The organism is Pseudomonas sp. BIGb0381 (assembly GCF_024809815.1).
Lineage (GTDB): Bacteria > Pseudomonadota > Gammaproteobacteria > Pseudomonadales > Pseudomonadaceae > Aquipseudomonas.
In genome coordinates, this window is record NZ_JANUEN010000002.1 from 88,077 (window position 1) to 111,544 (window position 23,468).

The following is a 23,468-nucleotide window of genomic DNA, read 5'->3' on the forward strand; positions in this document are numbered from 1 at the left end:
AGGGTGGCGCTCTGGCGTTGCTGCAGCCAAAAAAAAGCCCCATGACGAAATAGACCACGGGGCTAAAAATTGGCTGGATGCGACCAACCAAAGGAGCTCTTTACGTTACTTGGCAGTCGCCACGACGGTGTCCGGCTTCCAGCCACCCCCCAGCGCCTTGTAGATCGCCACAATCCCGCGATACAGGTCCACTTCGGCCTGGGCCTGGGAGTCTTCGGCGGCGAGGCGTTCGCGTTGCGCGTCGAGCAGGACGAGGAAGTCCACGGTGCCTTCGCGGTAGCGGATCGCGGCGAGGTCGGCGGCGGCGCGGCTGGATTCGCTTTGGCGGATCAGCGAGACCAGGCGTTGCTGACGCTTGCCGTAATCACTGAAGGCATTCTCGGACTCTTCCAGGGCCAGCAACACTTGTTGCTCGTAGGTTGCGAGGGCGCCATCAGCCTCGGCATCCGCGCCGCGCAGACGGGCGCGCACGCTGCCCAGGTCGAATGCAGCCCAGGTGATGCTTGGGCCAAGGGCCCAGGCATTGGCGGCTGAAGAGCCGATCTGCGAACCGCGCCCGGCGGTAAAGCCAAGGAAGCCGCTGAGGCTGACCCGTGGGAACAGGTCGGCCTTGGCCACGCCGATCCGCGCGGTGGCGGCGGCCAGTTTGCGTTCGGCGCTGAGGATGTCCGGACGCCGTTGCAGCAGTTGCCCCGGGTCGCCGATCGGCAACGCCTTGGCAATCGCCGGCAGGTCTTTCGGGCTCAGGTCCACGCTGAGCTTGTCGGGACGCTGGCCGAGGAGGGTGGCGATGCGGTTACGCTCGCGCACTTGTTCGGCCTGCAGTTGCGGTACGCTGGCTTCCACCGCCGCGAGGCGCGCATCGGCACGTTCCACGTCGAGTTGGTCACCCACGCCGGCATCGCGCAGGCTCTCGGTGATGGTGCGCGATTCCTGTTGGTTCTTCAGGTTGGCCAGGGCAATACGTTCACGCAGTTGCGCACCGCGCAGTTGGCCGTAGGCATCCACCAGTTCGGCAATCATGCTGACTTGCAGTTGGTACAGGTCGGCCTCGGCGGCTTGCTGGTCGGCGTCGCTGGCTTCCAGGTTACGCTGGATGCGGCCGAACAAGTCCAGTTCCCAGGCCATGTCCAGGCCCAGGTCATAGCGTTCGCTGTTGACGCGGCGCGTGGTCTGGCCAGGGATTTGCCCCTTGGCCAGGTCACTGCTGGCCCGGCTGGTGAGGGTGGGCATGGCGTCATTGCTGGCGTCATCGCGAATCGCACGGGCCGCTCGCAGGCGGGCAAAGGCGACGCGCAGATCACGGTTGCCCTGCAGCGACTGAGTCACCAGCTGGTTGAGGGTAGGGTCCTCGAACTGCTGCCACCAGATGCCTTCGAACTTGGCGTGGTCATACTGTTTGGCATTCGCCGCGGCGGTGATGTTCGCCGCCTCCGGGGTCTGGGTTTTGTAGTCCGGGCCTACGGCACAGGCGCTCAACGCCAATACCAGCAAACTCGGCAGGAATACTTTCACGCTCATTGCTGTGTCTCCAGCTTCAAGGCCTTGGCCGCTTTGCGCGCTTCGCTGCGCTCCACATAGCGACGGATCAGTACGTAGAACACTGGCGTCAGCAACAGACCGAAGAAGGTCACCCCGATCATTCCGGAGAACACCGCCACGCCCATGGCATGCCGCATCTCGGCACCGGCACCGCTGGACAACACCAGTGGCACCACACCCATGATGAAGGCGAACGAGGTCATCAGGATCGGCCGCAGACGCAAGCGGCAGGCTTCCAGGACCGCAGCGAGCGGGTCGAGGCCTTCCTGCTGTTTGTCCTTGGCGAACTCGACGATCAGAATCGCGTTCTTGCATGCCAGGCCCACCAGTACGATCAGGCCGATCTGGGTGAAGATGTTGTTGTCGCTACCCGAGATGATCACCCCGGTGATGGCCGACAGCAGCGTCATCGGTACGATCAGGATCACCGCCAGCGGCAGGCTCCAGCTTTCGTATTGGGCGGCCAGGACCAGGAACGCCAGCAATACGCAGAGCGGGAACACGAACAGCGCGGTGTTGCCCGAGAGGATTTGCTGATAGGTCAGGTCGGTCCACTCGTAGGTCATGCCGTTGGGCAGTTCATCCTTCAACAGTTTTTCAATCGCCGCCTGGGCCTGGCCGGAGCTGTAGCCCGGTGCCGCGTTGCCGTTGATTTCGGCGGTGATAAAGCCGTTGTAGTGCATCACGCGGTCCGGCCCCGAGGTGTCGCTGACCTTGATAAAGGTCGCCAGCGGGATCATCTCGCCTCTGTTGTTGCGCACTTTCAGCTGGCCGATCTGGTCGGACTCCTGGCGGAACTGTTGCTCAGCCTGCACATTGACCTGATAGGTACGCCCGAAGCGGTTGAAGTCGTTGGCATACAACGAACCCAGGTAGACCTGCAGGGTGTCGAAGATGTCGCTGATCGCCACGCCGTGGGTCTTGGCCTTTTCGCGGTCGATGGCGGCATCGACTTGCGGCACGTTGACCGTGTAGCTGGTGAACAGGCCGAACAGCTCCGGCACGCCGTGGCTCTTGGTGATGACGTTCTGCACTTCTTTGTACAGCTCGTCATAACCCAGGTTGCCACGGTCTTCGATCTGCAGGCGGAACCCGCCGATGGTGCCCAGGCCCTGTACCGGCGGCGGTGGGAAGATCGCCATGTAGGCTTCTTCGATGTTGGCGTACTGGCCGTTCAGCGCACCTGCAATCGCCCCGGCGGACATGCTCGGGTCTTTACGTTCATCGAATGGCTTCAAGGTCACGAACACGATGCCGCTGTTCGGGCTGTTGGTGAACCCGTTGATCGACAGGCCAGGGAAGGCAATCGCGGCTTCCACACCGGGCTGTTTGAGGGCGATTTCCGACATGCGCTTCATCACGTTTTCGGTGCGATCCAGGCTCGCAGCGTCGGGCAATTGGGCGAAGGCCACCAGGTATTGCTTGTCCTGGGCCGGTACGAAACCGGTCGGGGTGTGGGCAAATCCGAAGAAAGTCAGCACCATCAGGCCGGCGTACACGAACAGGGCAATCCCACTGCCGCGAATCACCCGGCGCACAGTGCCCACGTAGCCATGGCTGGCCTTTTCGAAAAAGCGGTTGAACGGACGGAACAACCAGCCGCCGAACAGCTTGTCGAGGACCTTCGAGAAGCGATCCTTCGGTGCGTCGTGACCGCGCAGCAACACGGCGGCCAGGGCAGGGGACAGGGTCAGCGAGTTGAACGCCGAGATCACCGTCGAGATCGCAATGGTCAAGGCGAACTGTTTGTAGAACTGCCCGGTCAAGCCACTGATAAACGCCGCTGGAATGAACACCGCACACAGCACCAGCGCCGTGGCGATGATCGGGCCGGTCACTTCGCTCATGGCTTTTTCAGTCGCCGGGAACGGCTCCAGGCCCAGCTCGATATTTCGTTCGACGTTCTCCACCACCACGATGGCGTCGTCCACCACGATACCGATGGCCAGTACCAATCCGAACAGCGACAGCGCGTTGAGCGAGAACCCGAACAGGTGCATCACCGCAAAGGTACCGATCAACGATACCGGCACCGCCACCAACGGAATGATCGAGGCGCGCCAGGTCTGCAGGAACAGGATCACCACCAGCACCACGAGGATCAGCGCTTCGAACAGGGTGTGCACCACCGCTTCGATGGAACCGCGCACAAAGATCGTCGGGTCATAGGCGATGCGGTAATCCATGCCGGCCGGGAAGCTCTTTTTCAGCTCGGCCATCTTGCTGCGCACATCGTTGGAGATATCGATGGCATTGGAGCCGGGACGCTGGAAAATCGGAATCGCGACGGCCGGCTGGTTGTCGATCAGCGAGCGCAGCGCGTATTGGCTCGACCCCAACTCGACCCGGGCGATGTCCTTGAGGCGCGTGATTTCACCGTTGGCGCCGGCGCGGATCACAATGTTCTCGAACTCTTCCTCGGTGACCAGGCGACCCTGTGTGTTCACCGACAACTGGAAGCTGGTGTCAGACGGTGCAGGCTGGGCGCCCAGGGCACCGGCTGCCACCTGGCGGTTCTGCTCACGGATCGCGGTGACCACATCGGTCGCAGTCAGGTTGCGCGAGGCGGTCTTGTTCGGATCCAGCCATACACGCAAGGAGTAGTCGCCCATGCCGAACAACTGCACGTCGCCCACGCCGCCCAAGCGGGCCAGCTCATCCTTGATATTGAGGATCGCGTAGTTGGACAGGTACAGCATGTCGTAACGCTGATCCGGGGAGGTCAAGTGCACCACCATGGTCAGGTCGGGGGAGGCCTTGTCCACGGTGATACCGATGCGCGTCACTTCCTCAGGCAGTTTTGGCTGAGTCCGCGTCACCCGGTTTTGCACCTGCACCTGCGCATTGTCCAGGTCGGTGCCCAGGGCGAAGGTGATGGTCAGGGTCAGCTTGCCGTCGGCAGTCGATTGCGAGGACATGTACAGCATGCCCTCGACGCCAGTGATGGCTTGCTCCAACGGCGCGGCCACGGTTTCACCGATGACCTTGGGGTTGGCGCCCGGGAAGTTGGCACGCACCACCACGGTCGGCGGCACGACTTCCGGGTATTCGCTGATCGGCAATTGGAACAGCGAGATCGCACCGGCGATCAGGATCAACAGCGACAGCACCGCTGCGAAGATCGGCCGCGAAATGAAGAACTTGGAAAAATTCATCTTGAGTCGTATCCCTTAACCGCGTGGAGCCGCAACGGCTGCGAGCTTGGGCGCGGTTTTTTCCGGCGCCACTTGCTCCAGGTTGCTGGCTTCAAGCGCTTGTCGTTGTTGGGCCAAGGCGGCGAGGGTTTCCTTGCTGGCCATCGGGATGGTTTCCGGTGCGACCGGCGAGCCGGGGCGCGCGCGTTGCAGGCCCTTGACGATAATGGTGTCGTCCTTGTTCAGGCCGCTGCGCACGATGCGCAAGCCTTCGATCTTCGGCCCCAGTTCCACCGCGCGATACGCCGGCTTGTCGCCTTCCATCACCAGCACGAACTTCTTGCCCAGGTCGGTGCCGACGGCCTCGTCGTTGATCAGCACGGCGGAGTAGGTGCCGCTGCCGACCAGCTTCAGGCGCGCATACAGGCCAGGGGTGTATTCGCCCTTGCTGTTATCGAACACGGCGCGACCACGGATGGTGCCGGTGGCCGGGTTGACCTGGTTGTCGACGAAGTTCATCTGGCCCAGGTGCGGGTTGCCGGTTTCGTTGGACAGCCCCAGGTACACCGGGGTGGTGGCGCCACGGCGGCCTTGGCGAGCCAGTTCGGTGTACTTGAGGTACACACGTTCATCGGCGTCGAAGTAGGCGTAAACCTTGTCGGTGGAGACCACGCTGGTCAGCGCGGTAACGTCGGCGGTCACCAGGTTGCCGGCGGTGATTTCGGCACGGCTGACGCGGCCGCTGATCGGCGAGGTCACACGGGTAAAACTCAGGTTCAGCTTGGCCAGGTCCAACTGCGCCTGGATCCCGGCGACGGCGGCGCGGGCTTCCTGGGCGGCGGTGGTGCGCGAGTCGGCCAGTTCGGCGGAGATCGCATTGCTCTGGCGCAGGCGTTCGCCGCGCTGGGCTTCGTTATCGCTGCGGGTGGCGGCGGCTTTGGTTTGAGCCAGTTGGGCTTCAAGGCGGCGCACTTCGGCCTGGAATGGACGCGGGTCGATCTGGAACAGCAGGTCGCCTTTCTTGACCAAAGCGCCTTCGGTGAAAGCGACTTGGTCAATCTGGCCAGAGACCCGTGGACGAATCTGTACGGTTTCGGGCGCTTCCAGGCGACCGGTGAACTCATCCCACTCGTTGACCGGCTGCTCAAGCACCTTGGCTACGCTGACTTTCGCCGCGGGCATGGCGGCCGCTTGTTCCGGGGTCTTGCCGCACGCGCTCATCACCACCACGGCCAGGATCGCCAGGGGGAAGCGCAAATGTTTGAGTGACTGTTCCATGAGGTGCATCCGCCAATGTATTTGAGATGGGCGGATCATGCGCGGCGAGGCGGTATGTCACGAATCGAATGAAGCAAAGGTAACTATCATTCGGAATGATATAAGCGCGGGATCAGCCCTCTAGCATGGGGGTTTCGTTAGGGGGCTATCAATGGGCGTGATGACAAAAGACTGTTGTTGCGTGTGTAACGAACCTCTCAGGTCCGTTGTGTTGAGCCTACATATCCAGAGTGCGGCGTAGCTTGAAGTCTGCGCGATCAGTCGAACGCAAGCTGTTCCTGGATAGCGCGAGTGGGATCATGAGCGAGTTGCTGTTTGCGTGACCGCGTGTGTTTGCGGCCCGATGTTTTCGGTGCCGCATCTTTGGCGGCGTCATCTGGAACCACCCACAGTGCGCTGGCCTTACCGCCGTCGTTCAGCCGTTCGGCAATCGTTATTTCCATGGCATGGCGAAAGGCTTGCAGTTCTGGGCGGTCTGTTGAATCGCCCTGGGCATCCAAGTCATCGATGGTGCGTTGCCAGCCCGCCAGTGCGGGGTAGCTGCGCTTAAGGCTGCGTTTACCGACCACAGCGCTGAGTAATTGGGTGCACAGGTGTTGTCCTTGGGGCGTGAGGCCGTGATAGCTGACGAACTCCTGGCGATTGGTTTCCATACGGATGAAGCGGATATGTTCATCGTAGCGATGGTGACGGGGATGAAAGAAGGTCATGACGTCTGCCGTGGGGTAAAGCGCCGGGGTCCCAGGGAACTTGCCCCAGTCGGCCTTGCCCTTGACCGAGTTGCAATCGACACACGCAATCGCCAGGTTGCGCGGATGCAAGGCGAATTGAGGATAGGTGTCGCGTGACAGCACGTGTTCGATGGGTGCTGCACTCGCATGGTTAAGCAACCAGCGCTTGCAGTAACAACACCTGGGCTCCTGGCGGCTTTTCAGCGCTAAGCGCAAGCGTTTTTTGAGCGCCGCACAGTCGGCTTTGGCAGGGTCGCCCAGCTTGCCCCAGATACTTTTATCAAAAGCCTTTGCCCCCTTGCGCAATGCGTGCAGAAACTTGCGCTGTTCGCTGTAGAGGAGCGCTGCCTTCGGCTCGCCGGTGGGGCGGGTCATGCTGGCAACGCCTGTTGCGCAAGGGCAAAGGTTTCGGTGATGGCAAGACTCGCGTGTTCGATGAGTTGCAGGTCCTGTTGGTAGCGCTTGTCTTCGGCGTCGCCGGAGGTCTTCATGATGGTTGTCATGTATTCCAGTGCTTTCCTGAGGTCTTCATGTTGTTGGGCATACTTACCCGCCTGGCCCCTGTTGGTTGCTCGAATAGCCTCGGTCACAAGCGCCGCGCAGCGCTCGGCGACTTCCCGGTTGTGCGGGGTGTAGGTCTCGAAGCCCTTGAGCAGGATGGTCTCTACTGAGTGGCGCTGTTCAGGCGCAATTTCTGTCAGTTGATTGTCCTTGGCCATAAAACAATGGCTCAGGTTGTCCTTGGCATTGGCAACCAGGGTCGGTGAATGGGTGGCAATCACGAACCGGGTTTGCAGACGTTCTGCCATCAGGCTGAACAGGCTCGGCAGCAACTGCTGCCAACCGACATGCAGGCTCACTTCTGGCTCATCGATCAGCAGCACTTTGCCGGGGCCGGCGCTTGCCATGATTTTGGCGAACAGGAGCAGCACCTGTTGTTCGCCGGAGCTGAGGTCGGTGAATTTCAGCAGGTTGGAATGGCCTTGGCGACTCAATGCGAGACTCAGTCCCTTGAGGGAAACATGTTCACTGACCGCGAGTGCAAGGGGAATGACTTGGGCGGCCAGGTCGAGTGGTCGCAGCAGTTCGTTGAATGCACCACTGGGCGCAAGGTACAGGCGCTGTTTGAGGCCCAGGCGCTCAAGCAGGTTTTCCAGCAACGCCAGGCGCTCAGGTAGCTCGACCGTTTCGACCAACAGGTCGATCAACTTGCGCTCGATGGTTTGCGATGAATACCCGGTACTCGTCCGGTCGCCCAGGTAGCGATAATGAGGATACTTCTCGCGATTGCCCAAGGGAAAACGGTCAATCGGCCCAACCACAATGGCCACACTGGCGGTGGACTGTTGCTGCAGGTGGTCAACCAGAGAAGCCAACAACAGGCTTTTGCCGGCACCATTGTTACCGATGACGTAGGTGCAGGAAGATACGCTGCCTGGTTGCGCGAGCAAGTGCTCCAGCGGGCGCCGGTCGAGCAGTGAAATTTCCCGTACTCGATCAACGGGCGGAACCCGAGTCCCGCCGATGCGGGTCCTGAGCACATCCTTGGTGTCCAGTTCTACGCAAACGCCGTCGACATCCTCATACCCAGTGTCAAACCATTGGGCAAACAGCCCTTTGAGTGAACCCAGCAGCTTCGACTCAGGGTATTGGCTGAAGCGCAACGCTCCATCTGACCGCCATATCTGGTAAATCGCTGCTGAGAAGTAGGCGAGCTCTTCTGCGCTGACCCCCCGAATGCCAGACAGCAATTTGCGTGTGTCGATGCACAACGTTCTGTCTGCCTGGGATTTTTGGCTATTCAACAACCAGGCGTAGTAGCGGGTGGCGTTGCCAGCGTCGTTATAGCTCGTGAAATCGAACACGGCTTCAAGCAGGTCATTGCTGGACAGGTGTTGCTTGAGTTTATCCAGGGCGGCGGGGGTTGGGGTCCGGCCAGGCGTGAACACCATCAGTGTTCGCCCCGTTAACGTGCCTTCTTCGGTCCGTCGTAACAGTGAGACGAAGGGCTGTTTCAAATAGACCGGATTATCCAGCAGTGAGAGGCTCTCACATTTGAAGTCATTCGGCAGACCTTGGATCAGTTCGGCATTGACGCCTTGCACGATCAGTCTGAGTCGGGTCAAGTGGTGCAGGGCCGCGCTACCTTCAACAAGCAAGTATGCAAACCGGCCCTGATGGAGGTCGAAATGCTTGACGAAGGCTTCGCCACTGTAGGGCTCCAGGTCGATCAGCCCTTCATCGCGCGCCAAGCCGGTGGCGAGTGCTCCGCTGATCTGGGCATGGCGGCGGTCGAAACGGGCTTGGGTGGCAAGAAAATAAAAAAGTGCGTCGAACAGGTGGAGGCACTCTTCTCCGTCCAGTTGCTCCGTGACCTCATCCAGCAGCACTGAAAGCTGTTCGTAGGTCTGTTCGTCGCATGCAGTGATTTTTTCGACGAGGCCACAGTGCTCCATCAGCATGTGCACGCTGGCCTGAATGGTGTCGTGGTAGACCCAGTACTTAGTCTCCCGCTCCTTGACCCATTTAGGGCTGTCCCAGTCCACGATTTGCACGGCGAGGACATAGAGCAAAACCTGCTGGAATTGAGCGTCTGTCATCTCGCCCTGAAGCTGACTGGCCTGTGCGCGTGCTAATAGCTCGCCGAGCCAGATATGACTTTCTTCCATGAATGTCCACCTGTTTCCTATGACATTAAAGACCGGGGACCGCTCCCGAGGTGCATGGGTTTGAAGTTTACCTATCGATTCGAGTAGTGGCGAGTAGCCATTTTCGACTGTCTGCCAGCCACCATTCAAAAAATGGGCTGCGGGTTTTCCCCGCAGCCAAGGACCCTACGTGGTACCGAACCCCACCAACACTGTCAGCGCCCCCTGGTTATCCCCCAACCCAACGCCATAACGCCCCTCCAGATCATCGTTGATACACAGCTGCAATTCCCCGGTCTGCCCCGTTGGAATTTCCGCCAGGTCACCCACCAGAAACGGTGTCCCGCTGCTGCTCACACGGCCAATCAGCGCCCCCTCATTAGCCCCCGCCAAGGTGTAGCCCGCCTTGGCGATCAACCCCGGGCTGCCGTTGCCATCGACCATGCCGCCCACCGGGCTGGCCAGCCACTTGCCGCTGACATAACGCACCAGGCGCGGGCTCGGGCCGCTGATCTGCACGCCGGTACCTTGCCACGGCTGGTTGGCCTGCACCTGTACCGTCGCGGCTTTAAGCTCGTTGCACAGGGTGTCGCCGGCCTGGATCGACAGCGCGGCGATGGTCAGGCTTGGGTTGGAGGTGCCGGTGGTGGGGAACACGCCATCGCCCACCAGGAACAGGTTGTTGTGGTCCCAACTGCGTTGGGTCTTGTCCACCACCGAGGTCTTGGGGTCATCACCCATGCGGTAGGTGCCCATCAAGTGCCCTGCACCCTGGAACGAATAGGATTGCCCTTGGTAGGTGAACACCCCAGGCGGGATGTCGGCAGTCAGTTCGGTAGCCCCGAGCAGTTCGGTGATGACATGACTGGCCAGAATACGCGCCTGTTTGAAGCCCTCCTTGGTGTAGTCGGACAGGTCGTAGTGGATTTCCGGGCGCGGGATACCCAGGCGGTCCTTGTATTGGCCGGAAGGCACGATGTAGCAGTTGGCGTTATTGGGATCCTCCTCCACTTGCTCCACCAGGAAACCCACCCGAAATTGCCGCGTAAGCAGGTTGTTCAACTGTTGCACCAGCGCCGTGCCGAACAGCACCTGGGGCGCGCCCGGGTTGTCTGGCAGCGGGTTGGTGTGGCTGACGTTGGTGCCATCAATCAGGTCGGCGACGGTGGTGTACGGGTCGCCGATCGGCCAGTTGAATCCCTCGTTGCCGATCTCGATCCGCCAGGCCGCGCGCTGGCTGCGGAACGCGCCGTCGCGCAGGCTTTCGATGCCGGAGGTGGACACCGGGCCGCGATACGGGAACACCGTCTTGCCCTCGGGCATCAGGCCCCAGGCCAGGTAGATCGGGTGGTCTGCCAGGCTGCGCCCGACCTGGCCGCTGCTGTTGGCCACGCCCTTGGGCCAGGCGCTGCTGGTGGAGTTGAGCAGCAACTTGGGCGTCTCGATGGCATGGGCGGCGATCACATAACGTTGCCCGACGGCAACGCCCGTGCCGGTCGGTGGTCCATCACCGAGCTGGTACTGGATGAACTCGATACCGCTGATGCTGTTGTCCGCCGCGACGGTGACCTTGCTCGCCACGGTCTTGTACAGCACCCGCACATTGCCGGTGTTGAGCGCGTTGTTCATGGTCACCGTGGCATCGTACTTGGCCTGGATCGGGCAGATCGGCGTGCAGTTGGTGTTGCCTGCGCATACCCGTCGCCCGGCATACGGCTGCGAGTTGCGTCCGGCCGGCGTCGGGCTGACCACCAGGGGCAGGCCCTGAAACGCCTGGCCCTGCACCGCGTTGACGAAGCTGCCATCGACCAGCGACAGCGGGATGCTGGTCATCGGGTATTCATAGTTGGCCGGGAAGGTAATGCCCAGGTACGCCTGGTCGGCCACATTCGCCGCCACACCGATTTCCGCCTCGGCACGGCAATACGCGCTTTGCAGGTCGTTGTAGCTGATCGGCCAGTCCACCCCCACGCCGTACAGCGATTTCATTCGAAAATCATTCGGCAGCATGCGCAGGCAAGTGGCGACCCAATGCCAAGTGGTGCCGCCGCCCACGCGCTCATAAGTACTGGTGAACGGCAACGGGCCTTTTTGCACCAGGTAGCTGATGGCGGGGTTGTTCCAGCCATTGATCAGGTCGGCGATGGTCGCGCGCGGTGCGTTCTGTTCAGCCGGGTTGCGCGCCGGGCTCAGGGTGCTCACCGGTGGGTAGGGTGATTCGGGCGTCTTCAGTGTGGCGGTGTAGAAACGCTCCAGGTACTGGTTGCGATTGGGCGGGATCTCCGGCCCCGATTCCAACACCAGCACTTGCACTCCGGCCAGCCCCAATTGATAGGCAATGAGGCTGCCTGCAAGGCCCGCACCGACAATCACCACATCTGCTTGTTCGCTACTCATGACGATGCTCCTGGCTGCGTGCTGGCGGTGACCCCGGTGAAGTCTTCCAGTTTGGGCGGCGGACTGTTCCAGTAGCCGAAGAAGAACTCGCTGTAGCCCATGGGGTGGGCCTGGGCAATACTCCACGCCCAGCTCTGGGTGTAGGCCTCGTCACTCACCACGGTTTGCTCGCCGAGCGGGAACGCACCCTGGGTATACGGCTGGTACCACACGCCCAGCAGCCAGAGCTTCATGATCGCGCGTGCCACCTGGGCGGTTTGCGTCGGTGCCGGTTGGCCGTTCTGCATCAGGATCGCTGTGCCGATTTGCTGCGGAGTCGCCTGGTCGGCCGCCAGCGTGGCGTATTGCGCGAGCAGGGCGCTGAGCACGCTTTGGCCGACACGCGGCCCGATGAAATCGAGAAAGGTCGTGGGCAGGCCGATGGGGTCTACCGAGGGCGCCAGCAGTTCCTGATTGATGCCGGTGAGCACCACGCTCAGGCCGGTGAAATTGTCCAGGTCGGTACTCATGGCTGACTCCTTGTCACACCGGTGGATTGGGCGCGCTCGAGCAGGTAGGTGAAGTCCGCGAAGCTGGTGCGCGGCGACTGGGTAACGTGGGTGGCGGCATTGCCGTGGCAGGCGATGCAGCTCGATGACGCTTGGGGCACGGTGCCCTGGATATAGGTCTCCAACGTGGCATTGGCGAGGAACGATGGTGCCGGGTTGCCCAGCGGCTTGGTGGCAGAGATCTGGCACGGCGGCTGGCCGCTGAGCGTCGGCCACTGGGTGCTGATCAACTGGTAGTTGGCCCATACGCTGTTGGGGTTAACCGTTCGCAGCAGGGTCTGGTAGGTGGTGTTGAGGGCCTTGGTTTCATCCGTCAGCGGTATCTCGCGCACGATCTGCGAGGGCGTGGCCTTCACCGCCGGGTTCCACGGCCTGGGCGGCGGCTGGTTGACCTCGGCCTGGCTGCTGGCGTTGTAGAACAGGTACGGGCCTTTGCGCTCGGCGGGCGGCGTGGTTTTTTCCGGCACATTGTCGACGTGCTCAAAAGTCGACCACACCCACTGCGGCGCGCTGGTGGTCTTGTGCACGATATGCAGGCCCACCAGCCCGACCGGCTCGGCCACGCAGGACTCGGCCACCACCGGCCCTTTGCTCGGGTCGCTGTTGCCCGGCGTATACACCAGGGCGTCGACGCTATGGAAGCTGGCGGGATTGTCGTTGCCGTCCAGCACCTTCCACGAGGCCTTGACCATCAGCGAACCCACCTCACTGGTGTGCGGGTTACCGCAACTGAACGCCACGGCATTGGTCGGGCTGGCGGCAAAAAACGCTTGTTGGCCTTGAATGCTGTAGAGGCCGTTGTTGACGATACCGTCGAACATCGGTTGGTTGACCACGATTTCATTGCGCGTGTACACGCCGCTCTGGTCCACCAGAGGGCCGCTCTCAAACGGCTGGATAAACTCGTCGAGCACATCCGGGACCTTGCCCATCTGTTGCAGCAAGCGCCCGGAACCCTTGCCTTCACAGGCTTTCGGTACGCTGGCGGGCGCGTGAAAAGGCAGCGGCTTCTGCCCTTGGGCCAGGAATATCTGATAGCTCTCCTTATAGCTTTCCCACACGGTGGCCGCGTCCTGCTGGCCGATCTGCACACCGTTATTGGGTTGACCCGTGTCCAGGGCCGGCCAGTTCAGCGCAATGAACGTCTGCCACGACATTTCATCGAAGTTGGCTTGCAGGCTGTCGAGAGAGAAGGGCGGGGTCGCCGTGACATCGAAGGGTATTTGCGTAGACAACGTGGGGGCCGCGACGACCAGGGGGCTCAGCAACGCGCCAAACAGCGCACAGCCGAACCCGGGCCGGGGGCGATGGGTTTCCATTCTCATCGGTATCTCCTAGGCATCAGGTGCCGGGAGACAGTGGGTCCGTCATGGACTCTTCAATGCGCCTCCTGGCACGGGCTAGAGCGTAGATAAGGTTGGCGGCGCAGGAGTGTGGGCGGCTAGATTTGTTCGTAATAAAAACAATCGCCAAGCAGAGGTTCAGGCGTGCTCTGTTCGAATATAAGTGCGAAACACATGGTCCCACAGCGGTGAAGAAACCCCGAAATTCTTCTCGATGCCTTTGCGGTGATGCAGGTCGTGATTGGCCACCAATCCCGGAATAAAGGCATAGGCCCAATGCTGCGGGCGGTGCATCACGTAGTGCAGCGAGATGTAGACGAAATAGCCGACTACGGCACCGATAAAGGCCGAGGTGAGGCCGGTGAACCAGGCGAGCAGCAACAGAACTGGCAGCAAAATGAGGGGTGTGTCACATCGTCGTAATACTGCGAACGGCGGGCGTGTGTTGTGGGCCCGACCCAATGCGTTGGGCCGGCAGTCGTCGACCATTGTTTCTCGTTACTTCAACGCCGATATCGCCAGCGCACCGCGCTTGCTTGCGCCGCCGTTCATTCTTGAGGACTGTCACTTGGATGAGATAACCGACCAACTCCTGAGTGCGGTGAACAGTACCGTGGTCGAGCTGGTCGGGGTTTTCGGCTATTACGCCCTGGTGGCGATGACCCTGAATGTGTTTGCCGTTCGCCGTGATACCGACACACCGCTTCCATTTGCCGAACCTTGAAAACCGAGCCCGCGGGCACTAGCAGCGTCGTGTCGCCGCTGACCCCGGCTGGGCCTCGACGTTGCCGGGCGTGGAGGTAGCACCGCGCCGCTGCAACAATTCAATCTGGTCCGCCGGCACCACCGTACGCAGCGTCTTGTACAGCACCCGGGTTTCCAGCAGGTTCCACACCCGCAGCATGGTTTCCAGCGCGTCCAGGGGTTTGCTGATGAAGTCCCGGGCGCCCAGGGCCAGGGCGCGCAGGCGCGTGTCACGGGTCGCGTCGGCAGTGAGCACCAGGATCGGCAGGTATTCACCCTGGGGGATGCGCCGGTTGAGTTGTTCCAGCACCGCAAAGCCGTCGAACTCCGGCATGTGCAGGTCGAGGATCACCAGGTCCGGTTCGAAGCTGTTGAACAACTCCAGGGTGCGCAGCGGCTGGGTGCTGCTCAGCACGTTGGTCAGCCCTTCGCGCGCCAGCAGTTGCTCCACCAGGTCGAGGTTCGGGCGTTGGTCGTCGATGATCAGGATACGCAGGTCGAGGTTCACGCGGGCTCCGGAAAAGCTTGGTCGAGGTGGGCGAGAAATGCCGGCACGTTGATCGGTTTGTTCAATACCGCGGTGGCGCCGGCCTCCTGCAAGGCCTGGCGGGTAAGGTCGCTGGCGTCGGCGGTGATCATCAGTACCGGTGTGTCGCGGGTGATCAGTGACTGACGCAAGCGTTGCAGCACCTTCAAGCCATTGATGTCCGGCAGGGACACATCCAGCAGAATCAACTGTGGCGCATGCTGCGCGGCGAGGTCCAGGCCCAGTTGGCCTTGCATGCTCGACAGCAGTCGTATGCCGGGCCGGCGCTGCAGCAGGGTTTCGATCAGCGCCAGGCTGGAGAGGTTGTCCTCGATGCACAACACCTTGCCCTCGAAGGTGCTGACGACGGGGGCAGGGCGCTTCAATTCGATGTCGATGCCGGGCGTGGCGATGCTCGGGGCGTGCGCCACGCGCACGAAGGGCAGTTCCAGAGTGAAGCGCGAGCCGATGCCGGGTTGGCTCCGCACCGTGAGTTGGCCGTCCATGTTTTCCAGCAGGCTTTTACTCAGGGCCAGGCCCAGGCCGCTGCCTTCCACATTCGGGTCGGCCCCCAGGCGCTCGAAAGGCTTGAACAGTTGGCCGATATGATCGGCGGCGATGCCGTTGCCGGTATCGCATACCGACACGCGGATACGCTGCCCATGGATGCCGACCTCAATGCTCACTTGACCATCGCGCCGGTTGTATTTGATCGCATTGGACAGCAGGTTCAGCAGCACCTGGGTCAGGCGCTGGCGGTCGGCAACGATGCCCGTATCCGCCGCCAGCGCCGGCAGCGGCTGCAACTGCACGCCCGCGTCGGCGGCCATGGGCGACACCAGCGTCAGCGCTTCTTGCAAGGTGCCCGCCAGCGGGATCGGCACGATATTCAACGCCAGGCTTCCGGCCTCGATCTTGGCGATGTCCAACACTTCGTTGATCAGCGTGAGCAGGTGCTGGCCGGCGCGCAGAATGTGACCGACATCGGCCTTTTGCGCCTTGGGCGCGTCCATGTCCAACAACTGCGCAAAGCCCAGGATCGAGTTGAGCGGGGTGCGCAGTTCATGGCTCATGCGTGACAGGAACTCGCTTTTAGCGCGGCTGGCGCGTTCGGCCTCCTCGCGGGCGGTGCGCAGGGCGATCTCCGCCGCACGGCGGTCGGTGATGTCGCGGGTGATCTTCGAAAATCCGCGCAGGGCGCCGGTGCCGTCGTACTGCGCGGTGATGACTACGCTGGCCCAGAACCGCGTGCCGTCCTTGCGGCAGCGCCAGCCTTCTTCGGTGTAATCGCCGTTGCGGGTGGCCTCGCGTAAGGCCATGTCCGGGTGCTGCGGGCATTCCTGGGGCAGGTAGAACACCGAGAAATGCTGGCCGATGATCTCCTGTTCGGTATAGCCCTTGATCCGCTCGGCGCCGTTGTTCCAACTGGTGACATGGCCCGCCGTGTCGAGGGCGAAGATCCCGTAGTCCTTGACCCCATCGATGATCAGCCGCAAGCGTTCTTCGTTGTCGCGCAACGCGCGTTCGCGTTCGGCCAGTAACAGTCCGGCTTCCACCAGGCTGGTGCCCAACTGGCCGATTTCGTCTTGTTCCGGCGGCTGTGGCAGCAGCGGCGAGCCCAGGGCCAGGCGCTGGGCATTGCGCTGCACATTCTGGACCCGGGCGACAATGCCCTTGGACAGAAACAGCACCGCGACAATCGCCCCGAACAGTCCGCAGATCGCCGCCAGCCAGGTGGAGAGCAACAAGCGTTGGCGGGTCTCGGACGCGGCGGCGCTGCGCTCGGCCAGCAACGACTCCTCGAGGGTGAGCATGCTGCTGATGTGTTGGCGCAGGGCATCGAGGATGTGCTTGTTACTGATCAGGATGGCACTGATGGACTCCGGTGTGGCGTCGCTGTCCTTGAGCATTTCCTCCAGCCCGTCGACCTTGCCGTCGATCAGCGGCTTGATCGCGCTGAGCTGCTCGCGCACCCGTTGATCGCGTACGTTGCGGTCCAGTCGGCGCAGGGCTGACTCGATCTGGGGCTTGGCGTTCAGGTAGCTGGGCAGGAAGTCTTCGCGGCGGGTGAGCAGGTAACCGCGCACACTGGCTGCGGCTTCCGCGAGCAGGGTATGCACGGCCTGAATATCGCTTTGCACGCGCAAAACACGGCGCACATCCTCTTCGGCGCGGGCGGTCTGGCGTTCCGTGGTGTAGATCAGCACCAGGGACAGCAACAGCACCACCAGTGGCAGTGAAATCACGACCAGCGCCTTGCCGCGCAGCGGCAGGTCGGCCCAGCGCCGCTTCATGTTGGTGTCACCAGGCCCAAGGCGATGCCCCGCACGGCGGCCTGGGTGCGGTCGGCCGCACCGAGCTTGCCGATCACCCGCTCGACATGGGCCTTGGCCGTGCCGGTGGTAATGCCCAGGTGTTCGCCGATGGCCCGGTTGCTCATGCCGTTGGCGACCAAACCGAGGACCTGGCGTTCCCGTGGGGTGAGCGGTTCGCTGGGGGCGGCACCGCTGGCCTGGCGTTCGGTCATGCGCCGCAACAGCCGGGCGCTGACCGCCGTGTTGAGCGCTTCGCCGCCAGCGGCCACGTGTTGCAGCGCCTGGATCACCTCGGCACGGTTGGCGTCTTTGAGCAAGTAGCCCACCGCACCGGCATTCATGGCCGCCTCCAGGTACTCGGGGCTGTCGTCCATGGTGAACATCACCACCTTCACCGCCGGCAGGCGTTGTTGCAGCAAGCGTGCAGCGCCCAAGCCGTTAAGCCCGGGCATGCGGATGTCGAGGATGACAATATCCGGCAGCAGTTGCTCACACAGCTCCACCGCTTGCAGGCCATCGCTGGCTTGACCAACCACCTCGAACTGCGGATGGCCGGCCAGCAGGGACACGAAACCGGTGCGCGTGACTTCATGATCGTCCGCCAGCACCAGGCGCAAGACGTGGGTCATTGAGGTACTCCAATCAAGGGGGCTGGCACGCGGGCGTGCAGTTGGGTACCGCCGTCGACCGCGCTGACGCAGGTGAAGCTGCCGCCCAGCAGGCTGGCGCGCTCCTGCATGGTGGCGAGGCCCAGATGCTGGGCGTCATCGAGGGATGGCGCTGACGTGAAGCCTTTGCCGTTGTCGTCCAGCCGCAGGGACGCCTGGCCGTCGTGCAGCGCCAGGGTCAGTTGCACCCGACTGGCGCGCGCATGCTTGAGCACATTGTTGATGGCTTCCTGGCCGATCCGGAACAAGGCGATTTCCACCTGGCTGGGCAAGCGCGTCTCACAGTGCGCCTGCCACACCACGCTGATTCCGGCGTCACGCAGGCGGTCGGCTTCTTTATCGAGGGCTTTGAACAAACCGAAATCATCCAGCACCGTGGGACGCAGGCCCGCGATCAGTTGCCGGCCCTCGCCGACAGAGTGTTGGGCCAGGGTAAGAATCGCCTGCAGGTCGGCGGCCAACGCGTCTGGCAGCGGCGGGCAGCGCCCGGCAAAGCCCTGCAGCCGTTGGTGCAGACCCGCCAGGGTTTGCGCCAGGCCATCGTGCAGGTCGTAGGCCACACGCTTGCGTTCGTCCTCCTGGGCGCGAAGCAAGCGGTTGACCAGGTCGGACAGGGTTTTGTCACGAAGCTTGAGGGTGGTCAGCAGCCGATCGTTTTCCAGGTGGGCCGCCAGCAGGGTGGCGAGCAGCTGCAGGGATTCGCTGTCTTCGTGCTCCGGCGCCCGCAGGCTGACGCTATTGCCCAGCACCAGTACGCCAAAGGCATGGCCATCACCGGCGCGCAACGGCACTTGCAAGACGCTGGGCAAGTCCTCTGCTGGTCGTTCCTGCCAGCACGGCGTGCGCAGGCTGCGGTCGGCGAGGGCGGCCAGGCTGCCCAATCGCGCCGGGTTGCCATGGCGGGCGCTGGTGTAGGCGACGCCCTCGGCGTCCCACTCCTGCAGCAGCCCGTGGTCCATCGCCAGAAACGCGCAGGCCCGCGCGAGCACGTGTTCGCGCATGGCGTCGGGGGCCAGCTGGCGCAGTTGCTGGCCGGTATCCACCAACAGGCGCAGGCGCGCCGTACGGCTTTGCGATTGGCGAAAATGCGCGCGCATGGCCAAGGCGCTGCCGGGATCATGGGGCGTGTCATGCATGGGTGATGCTCCATTGCTGCGGGCGCGAGGGTTAGCTATTAAACAGGGTCGGGCACCTTGGGCGCTATCTGCCAAATGGCATAGGTAAATACCTCCGGTTGGCCGATGGCGGGCAGCGGGCAGGTTGGCAAAGTGGCCTCAACGACGACCACTGGAGTAACGCCATGAAATTCAAGATCGCCCCAATCGCCCTGATGTTTGCCCTGAGCGTACCGTTTGTTCACGCCGCCGAGACGGCCCCGTATGTCTACCGTGAGGTGGCCCAGGCGCCAGCCAATGTGAAAGACCGCGAGATTGCCAGTTTATTCGACCGCTGGAACAGCGCCTTGCAGACCGGCAATGTGAAATCGGTGGTCGACCTCTATGCGCCGGGCGCTGTGTTGCAGCCGACCGTGTCCAACCAGGTGCGCACGACGCCGGATCAGATCAAGGACTACTTTGACCACTTCCTGGCGCTCAAGCCGGTGGGCCAGATCAACTACCGCGAGATTCGCCAGCTGGGCAGCAACGTGGCCATGGACAGTGGCGTCTACACCTTCACCCTGACCGAGTCGGACGGCAAGGTGCGCCATGTGCAGGCACGCTACACCTTCGTCTATGAGCAGGTGGGTGGCCAGTGGAAAATTCTGAATCATCACTCTTCGGCGATGCCTGAAGTGCAGGCCAAGCACGCCAAACAGTAATGATTGGAGGAAAAATGCCCATCCCTTGCCGGGGGTGGGCATTTTTTTGTTATGGCTGGGAGATTGGTCCTGTGACGGATCCATAGCCTGGCGACATTTGACTGATTGTCTCCTATCCAAATGTGGGAGGGAGGCACTACCTCTTCGATGCAGCGCTGTCGCCCAGTAAACTGGAACCTCTGTGGCGAGCGGGACAAGCCCGCTCGCCACAACAGCGCTGTCTGCCGGACGTTCAGCGTTGAGCCCATTCAGAAGTCCAGCGTCACCCCGCTATACAACGCACGCCCGTCACCCGGTGAGTGCAGCGAGGCTTTGGCACCGTCCGGGTCATACCAGGCGTACTCGTAGTAGCGGTTGGTGAGGTTTTTCAGTTGCAGGTCGACGCTGAGCGACTCGGTTACCCGGTACGTCGCCCCCAGGTTCATCAGGACATAGCCGCCGTAAGTGCCCTGGGTGTTCTCGCGTTCCAGGTAGTAGTGGGTCTGGCCGTTCATCCACGCGGTCAGTTGCAGGGCCGGCGTGGCCTTGAAGCTGACGCCGGCGTTGTACAGGTGATGGGGGATGTGGTCGATTTCCTGGCCCTTGCTGTTGGGCAGCGTCGCGCTGGGCTGGAGGATTTTCGAGTACTGCCAGGCATACGCCAGCCAGATCTCGGTGCGTTCATTCGGGTGCAGGTTCAACTGCGCGTCGTAACCCCAGCGGCGGGTTTCGCCGACGTTGTCCGACTCGCCGCTGGGGTCATTGAGCCTGCGGCTAACTTCGCCACTGGCTTCCTGTTGCCAATACGCCACGCGGCCGTCGACCCAGTCGGCAGGGGTGAATTTGATCCCGGTTTCCCAGCCTTCATTGATGGACGGCGCCAGGTCGGTGTCCCTGGGCGGAATCTTGTAGGCCGCCGCGCCGCTGCCGACCTGGAACGTGCGCCCCCAGTTGGCGTACACGCTGGCCACGTCCCAAGGTGAGTACACCACGCTGAGCTTGGGTTGCCTGATCAGCCCGTAGTCGTTGATGTCGTAGTCCAGGCCGGTCATTTCATTGGTGAAGTTGCCCTGGATCTTGTCGACGCGATACGCCGGGATGATCTTCAACGACTCGAACGGCTTGATCTCGGCCTGCATGTAGGCGCCGTAGGTGTCGAAGTCGAACTGCTGGTCGCGGGTTTGCGCCAGGCGCGCGCGGTCCAGGGTGCGGTAGCGCTCGCTCCGGTTCTGTTGCTGTTGGGTATCGGCGCCGCCTTCCAGGGCGAAGTCATACAACCAACTGACTTGCGGGCGCCAGGTCAGCGAGGTGAGGGCACCGTACTGGGTTTCGTAGGCGTCGCGCTCCTGCTGGGCACTGGTGCGCCAGTACTGGGTCCAGCGTCGGTCATCGAACGTGTTGACGTAGGTTTTCGCCGACCAGGCAAGGGTGTCGGTCAGTTCGGTGTCGAAATGCACACTGACCTGATTCATGCGCCGTGTGCCTTTATCGCTGGCGTTGTAGCGGTTGGTCATGGTCGGGTGTCGGCGCGCATCGTCCTCGCTCAAGTAACCGGGCTCCTGTGCCTCGGTTTCGTAGTGACGGGCGATCAGGCCGATGCGGTAGCTGTTGTCGTCAGGGGTGTAGAACCATTTGCCGGACATCGAGAATTTGTCCGCCTCGGCATGGTCGCGGTAACCGGCGGATTTCTGGTAGGCGAAGAAGTAGTTCTGCGTCCAATTGCTGCCCTGGATGCCTTTGGCGAACTGCGTTTCCTGGGTGTTGAAGCTGCCATAACGCAGGCGCGCCTTGGTGTAGTCTCCGCCCGTGCGGGTGAGCATATTGACGTTGCCGGCGATGTTGTTCAGGCCGTAGCGCGCATCGCTGGTGCCACGCACCACTTCGATACTGTCCAGCTCCATCGGGAAAATCATGTCCATGAAGGGCATGTTGCCGTCGTTGCTGTTGCTCGGAATACCATCGATCAGCAGCTTCACCGCATTCACTTCACCTTCGCCGTTGAAGCCGCGAAAGGAAATCTTGCCGGAGGTGGTGCCCTGGTTGAATTCGGTGAGCATCACCCCCGGCGCGCGGCTGAACAGCTCCCAGCTGTAGTTGACCGGCATTTTTTCGAGGATGTCGGCGCCGAGGATATCCACCGAGCTGAGCACGCTGGCGGTACTCAACGGGCCGCTGGCGCCGCTTGCACCCTGGACCGTGACGGTGCCGAGGGTCAGGGCCGAGTCTTCGCTTTTGCCGGCTTGGGCAAGGGCTGAACATAACGGGTTGAGGGCGAACAGGCCGGCTGAAATCAGCGGCCACAGGCAACGGGACACGGCGTGACGCTGCGCACGCGGCGCAGTCAAGAGAACAGGCATGGACATACTTCCTGATAGCCAAAAACTGCAAGGACGTTCCAGTCACCCGCATAGGGCAACTGATAACGCAGGGTTCGGGGCGATCAGGCGACAGGAGAGGCGCGCGGGTTCAGGTCCGGCCAGCGAACCTTGGGTTGCAACGTCGGCAGTAACGGGTTGTCGAGGGCGATATCGGGTGTATAGCGCGGCAGCAGATGCCGGTAATGGCTGGAGGGCAGGGCGGCTAGCCCGGCATGGCCACAGCAGCAATCGCTGTGCTTCATGGCGGTGGGTGCCGGGGCCTGCTGCGAAGGGTCGATCAGCTTGGCAAAGCCTGGCGGCAGGGCTTGCGACACGCCCCCGGAGCAGAAACCACCCCAAAGCATCAGGCCGCTGTCCGGCGTTTGCAGGGCACGGCTCAGCGGCATGGCCAGCATGTTGAGCAACAGGGCCAGGCAGGCGATCCAGGGGCTGATACGTTTGAACATAGCCATCGAAGCAATCGACGCAAAAGGGCGGGTATTTAGCCGCAGTTCAGGCATGAAATAAAACGCGCTATTTTGCCGCAGCACTGTCTTCGGCTGATGAGAGAGGCGTGGCGGCCCCCGGAGGAAATGGCAGTGTGGTTTCGATACCCTGGCGTGCACCGGTTGCTGATAGGGGCATTGAGGTTTATCTCCCGGCCTTACTCAAACATGGGCGCCCGGCTTTGGTTCTATCCGACCGGGCTCGTAAATGCTGTCGAGCGCGGTGAAGCGCGGGTCCAGCACAACTGGCTCGCCCTGTTGGGCGTGCCCGAGGCGCCTCACTCACTGCTGGAATTCCGACGCCTGTACCTGCAAGACTTCCAGGACGGCGAGGGGCTGTTCGAGGGCGAGTAGGGAGTATCGGAGTTTTTAAGGGGGGCACGCTATCAGGCTGTTAGCAGGTGATGTGTAAATAACGCTGGTAAATGAGCTGAATTCATGCGGCATTTTGAGTGTTGGACTAGTTGCAGTGTATTAAACCGCTCGGCACAAATTAAGGAGGGTTTGTTGATAGCTTTAGTTGCTTCTGCCGGTTTGTTTATTGGTGTGTTGTCGGGAGGGTGATAAGGGTAAAGCAGTGTCATCCGAGTGTGCTCACCGCCCTGTGTTGACGTGTATTTTCGGTTTGGTCGTTATCTTGATAAGTCATCGGAGTTACTCAAGGAAAAAGACAGCGTAGACGCTTAAACGCAGCTTCGCTCTGATGTTCGCTTGTCAGTAACGGGGTGTTTGCTCTCGAAAGGATGAGGTTTGGCGTTCATTGGTGTCATAAACTTTGGTCTGGCTGGCGCAGCCCGTAAATGAGGCTACGATAATCTACAGCGTCGCTGTAGAGACCATCCGTATGGTGCTGCTGGTGTGAATCTTACTGGGATGTGTATTCAATCGAATGGGCGGCTACAGGCTTCGCCGGGAAACTGAATTCTTATTCGT

At 61.7% G+C, this 23,468-nt stretch carries 17 protein-coding genes and 1 pseudogene; 3 read left to right on the forward strand and 15 right to left on the reverse strand.

All coding sequences use genetic code 11. From position 1 onward, the window contains the following. Positions 1–105 precede the first annotated feature (105 nt). The 9 genes from M2397_RS06770 to M2397_RS06810 form a co-directional block, all read right to left on the reverse strand. Positions 106–1,521 carry an efflux transporter outer membrane subunit gene (locus M2397_RS06770; protein ID WP_259242488.1) on the reverse strand — a complete coding sequence of 472 codons (1,416 nt, stop codon included), beginning with the start codon at positions 1,519–1,521 and terminating at the stop codon, positions 106–108. Beyond that, positions 1,518–4,697, reverse strand: a complete 3,180-nt coding sequence (locus M2397_RS06775; protein ID WP_259242489.1) for an efflux RND transporter permease subunit — start codon at positions 4,695–4,697, stop codon at positions 1,518–1,520. The genes M2397_RS06770 and M2397_RS06775 overlap by 4 nt, the downstream gene beginning before the upstream one ends. Positions 4,698–4,712: 15 nt before the next feature. After that, the gene (gene mexE, locus M2397_RS06780; RefSeq protein WP_131696459.1) at positions 4,713–5,954 is read right to left on the reverse strand and encodes a multidrug efflux RND transporter periplasmic adaptor subunit MexE; all 1,242 of its coding nucleotides are present in this window, start codon (positions 5,952–5,954) and stop codon (positions 4,713–4,715) included. 257 nt (positions 5,955–6,211) lie between these two features. Further along, entirely contained in the window at positions 6,212–7,060 is an 849-nt protein-coding gene (locus tag M2397_RS06785) for an HNH endonuclease (RefSeq protein WP_131696458.1), read from the reverse strand. Next, entirely contained in the window at positions 7,057–9,354 is a 2,298-nt protein-coding gene (locus M2397_RS06790) for an ATP-binding protein (RefSeq protein ID WP_259242490.1), read from the reverse strand. The genes M2397_RS06785 and M2397_RS06790 overlap by 4 nt, the downstream gene beginning before the upstream one ends. A gap of 165 nt (positions 9,355–9,519) precedes the next feature. Then, the gene (locus M2397_RS06795) at positions 9,520–11,730 is read right to left on the reverse strand and encodes a GMC family oxidoreductase (protein ID WP_259242491.1); all 2,211 of its coding nucleotides are present in this window, start codon (positions 11,728–11,730) and stop codon (positions 9,520–9,522) included. Next, positions 11,727–12,239: a sorbitol dehydrogenase gene (locus M2397_RS06800; protein WP_259242492.1), complete on the reverse strand. Its 513-nt coding sequence runs from the start codon at positions 12,237–12,239 to the stop codon at positions 11,727–11,729. The genes M2397_RS06795 and M2397_RS06800 overlap by 4 nt, the downstream gene beginning before the upstream one ends. Beyond that, on the reverse strand, positions 12,236–13,603 hold the full coding sequence (locus M2397_RS06805; RefSeq protein ID WP_259242494.1) for a cytochrome C: 1,368 nt from the start codon (positions 13,601–13,603) through the stop codon (positions 12,236–12,238). The genes M2397_RS06800 and M2397_RS06805 overlap by 4 nt, the downstream gene beginning before the upstream one ends. 156 nt (positions 13,604–13,759) lie before the next feature. Beyond that, positions 13,760–14,017: a sterol desaturase family protein gene (locus M2397_RS06810; RefSeq protein ID WP_259242496.1), complete on the reverse strand. Its 258-nt coding sequence runs from the start codon at positions 14,015–14,017 to the stop codon at positions 13,760–13,762. Between the two features lie 217 nt (positions 14,018–14,234). On the opposite strand from M2397_RS06810, the pseudogene M2397_RS06815 reads away from it, so the two are divergent. After that, a pseudogene (locus M2397_RS06815) lies at positions 14,235–14,345 on the forward strand (carboxymuconolactone decarboxylase family protein); the annotation flags it as partial. 18 nt (positions 14,346–14,363) lie between these two features. On the opposite strand, the gene M2397_RS06820 reads toward M2397_RS06815, so the two are convergent. From M2397_RS06820 to M2397_RS06835, 4 genes are read right to left on the reverse strand one after another with little or no spacing between them, the layout of a single operon-like run. Beyond that, positions 14,364–14,873, reverse strand: coding sequence for a response regulator (locus tag M2397_RS06820; protein ID WP_259242497.1), 510 nt, complete (start codon positions 14,871–14,873; stop codon positions 14,364–14,366). Continuing rightward, positions 14,870–17,185, reverse strand: a complete 2,316-nt coding sequence (locus tag M2397_RS06825) for an ATP-binding protein (protein ID WP_259242498.1) — start codon at positions 17,183–17,185, stop codon at positions 14,870–14,872. Before M2397_RS06825 ends, M2397_RS06820 begins: the two co-directional genes overlap by 4 nt. Beyond that, positions 17,182–17,835, reverse strand: a complete 654-nt coding sequence (locus M2397_RS06830) for a response regulator transcription factor (RefSeq protein WP_131696451.1) — start codon at positions 17,833–17,835, stop codon at positions 17,182–17,184. The genes M2397_RS06825 and M2397_RS06830 overlap by 4 nt, the downstream gene beginning before the upstream one ends. Next, positions 17,832–19,010: a sensor histidine kinase gene (locus M2397_RS06835; RefSeq protein ID WP_184742115.1), complete on the reverse strand. Its 1,179-nt coding sequence runs from the start codon at positions 19,008–19,010 to the stop codon at positions 17,832–17,834. Before M2397_RS06835 ends, M2397_RS06830 begins: the two co-directional genes overlap by 4 nt. Positions 19,011–19,174: 164 nt before the next feature. On the opposite strand from M2397_RS06835, the gene M2397_RS06840 reads away from it, so the two are divergent. Then, positions 19,175–19,693, forward strand: coding sequence for an SgcJ/EcaC family oxidoreductase (locus tag M2397_RS06840; RefSeq protein ID WP_259242499.1), 519 nt, complete (start codon positions 19,175–19,177; stop codon positions 19,691–19,693). A gap of 248 nt (positions 19,694–19,941) precedes the next feature. Here the strand turns inward: M2397_RS06840 and M2397_RS06845 are convergent, their stop codons facing one another. Next, positions 19,942–22,029 carry a TonB-dependent receptor gene (locus tag M2397_RS06845; RefSeq protein ID WP_259242500.1) on the reverse strand — a complete coding sequence of 696 codons (2,088 nt, stop codon included), beginning with the start codon at positions 22,027–22,029 and terminating at the stop codon, positions 19,942–19,944. 83 nt (positions 22,030–22,112) lie between these two features. Next, positions 22,113–22,502, reverse strand: a complete 390-nt coding sequence (locus M2397_RS06850; protein WP_259242501.1) for a DUF2946 family protein — start codon at positions 22,500–22,502, stop codon at positions 22,113–22,115. Between the two features lie 201 nt (positions 22,503–22,703). Here M2397_RS06850 and M2397_RS06855 point away from each other — a divergent pair, with 201 nt between their 5' ends. Further along, a complete protein-coding gene (locus M2397_RS06855) occupies positions 22,704–22,889 on the forward strand; it encodes a hypothetical protein (protein WP_259242502.1) in 186 nt (61 codons plus the stop codon). The last annotated feature ends 579 nt before the right edge of the window (positions 22,890–23,468 follow it).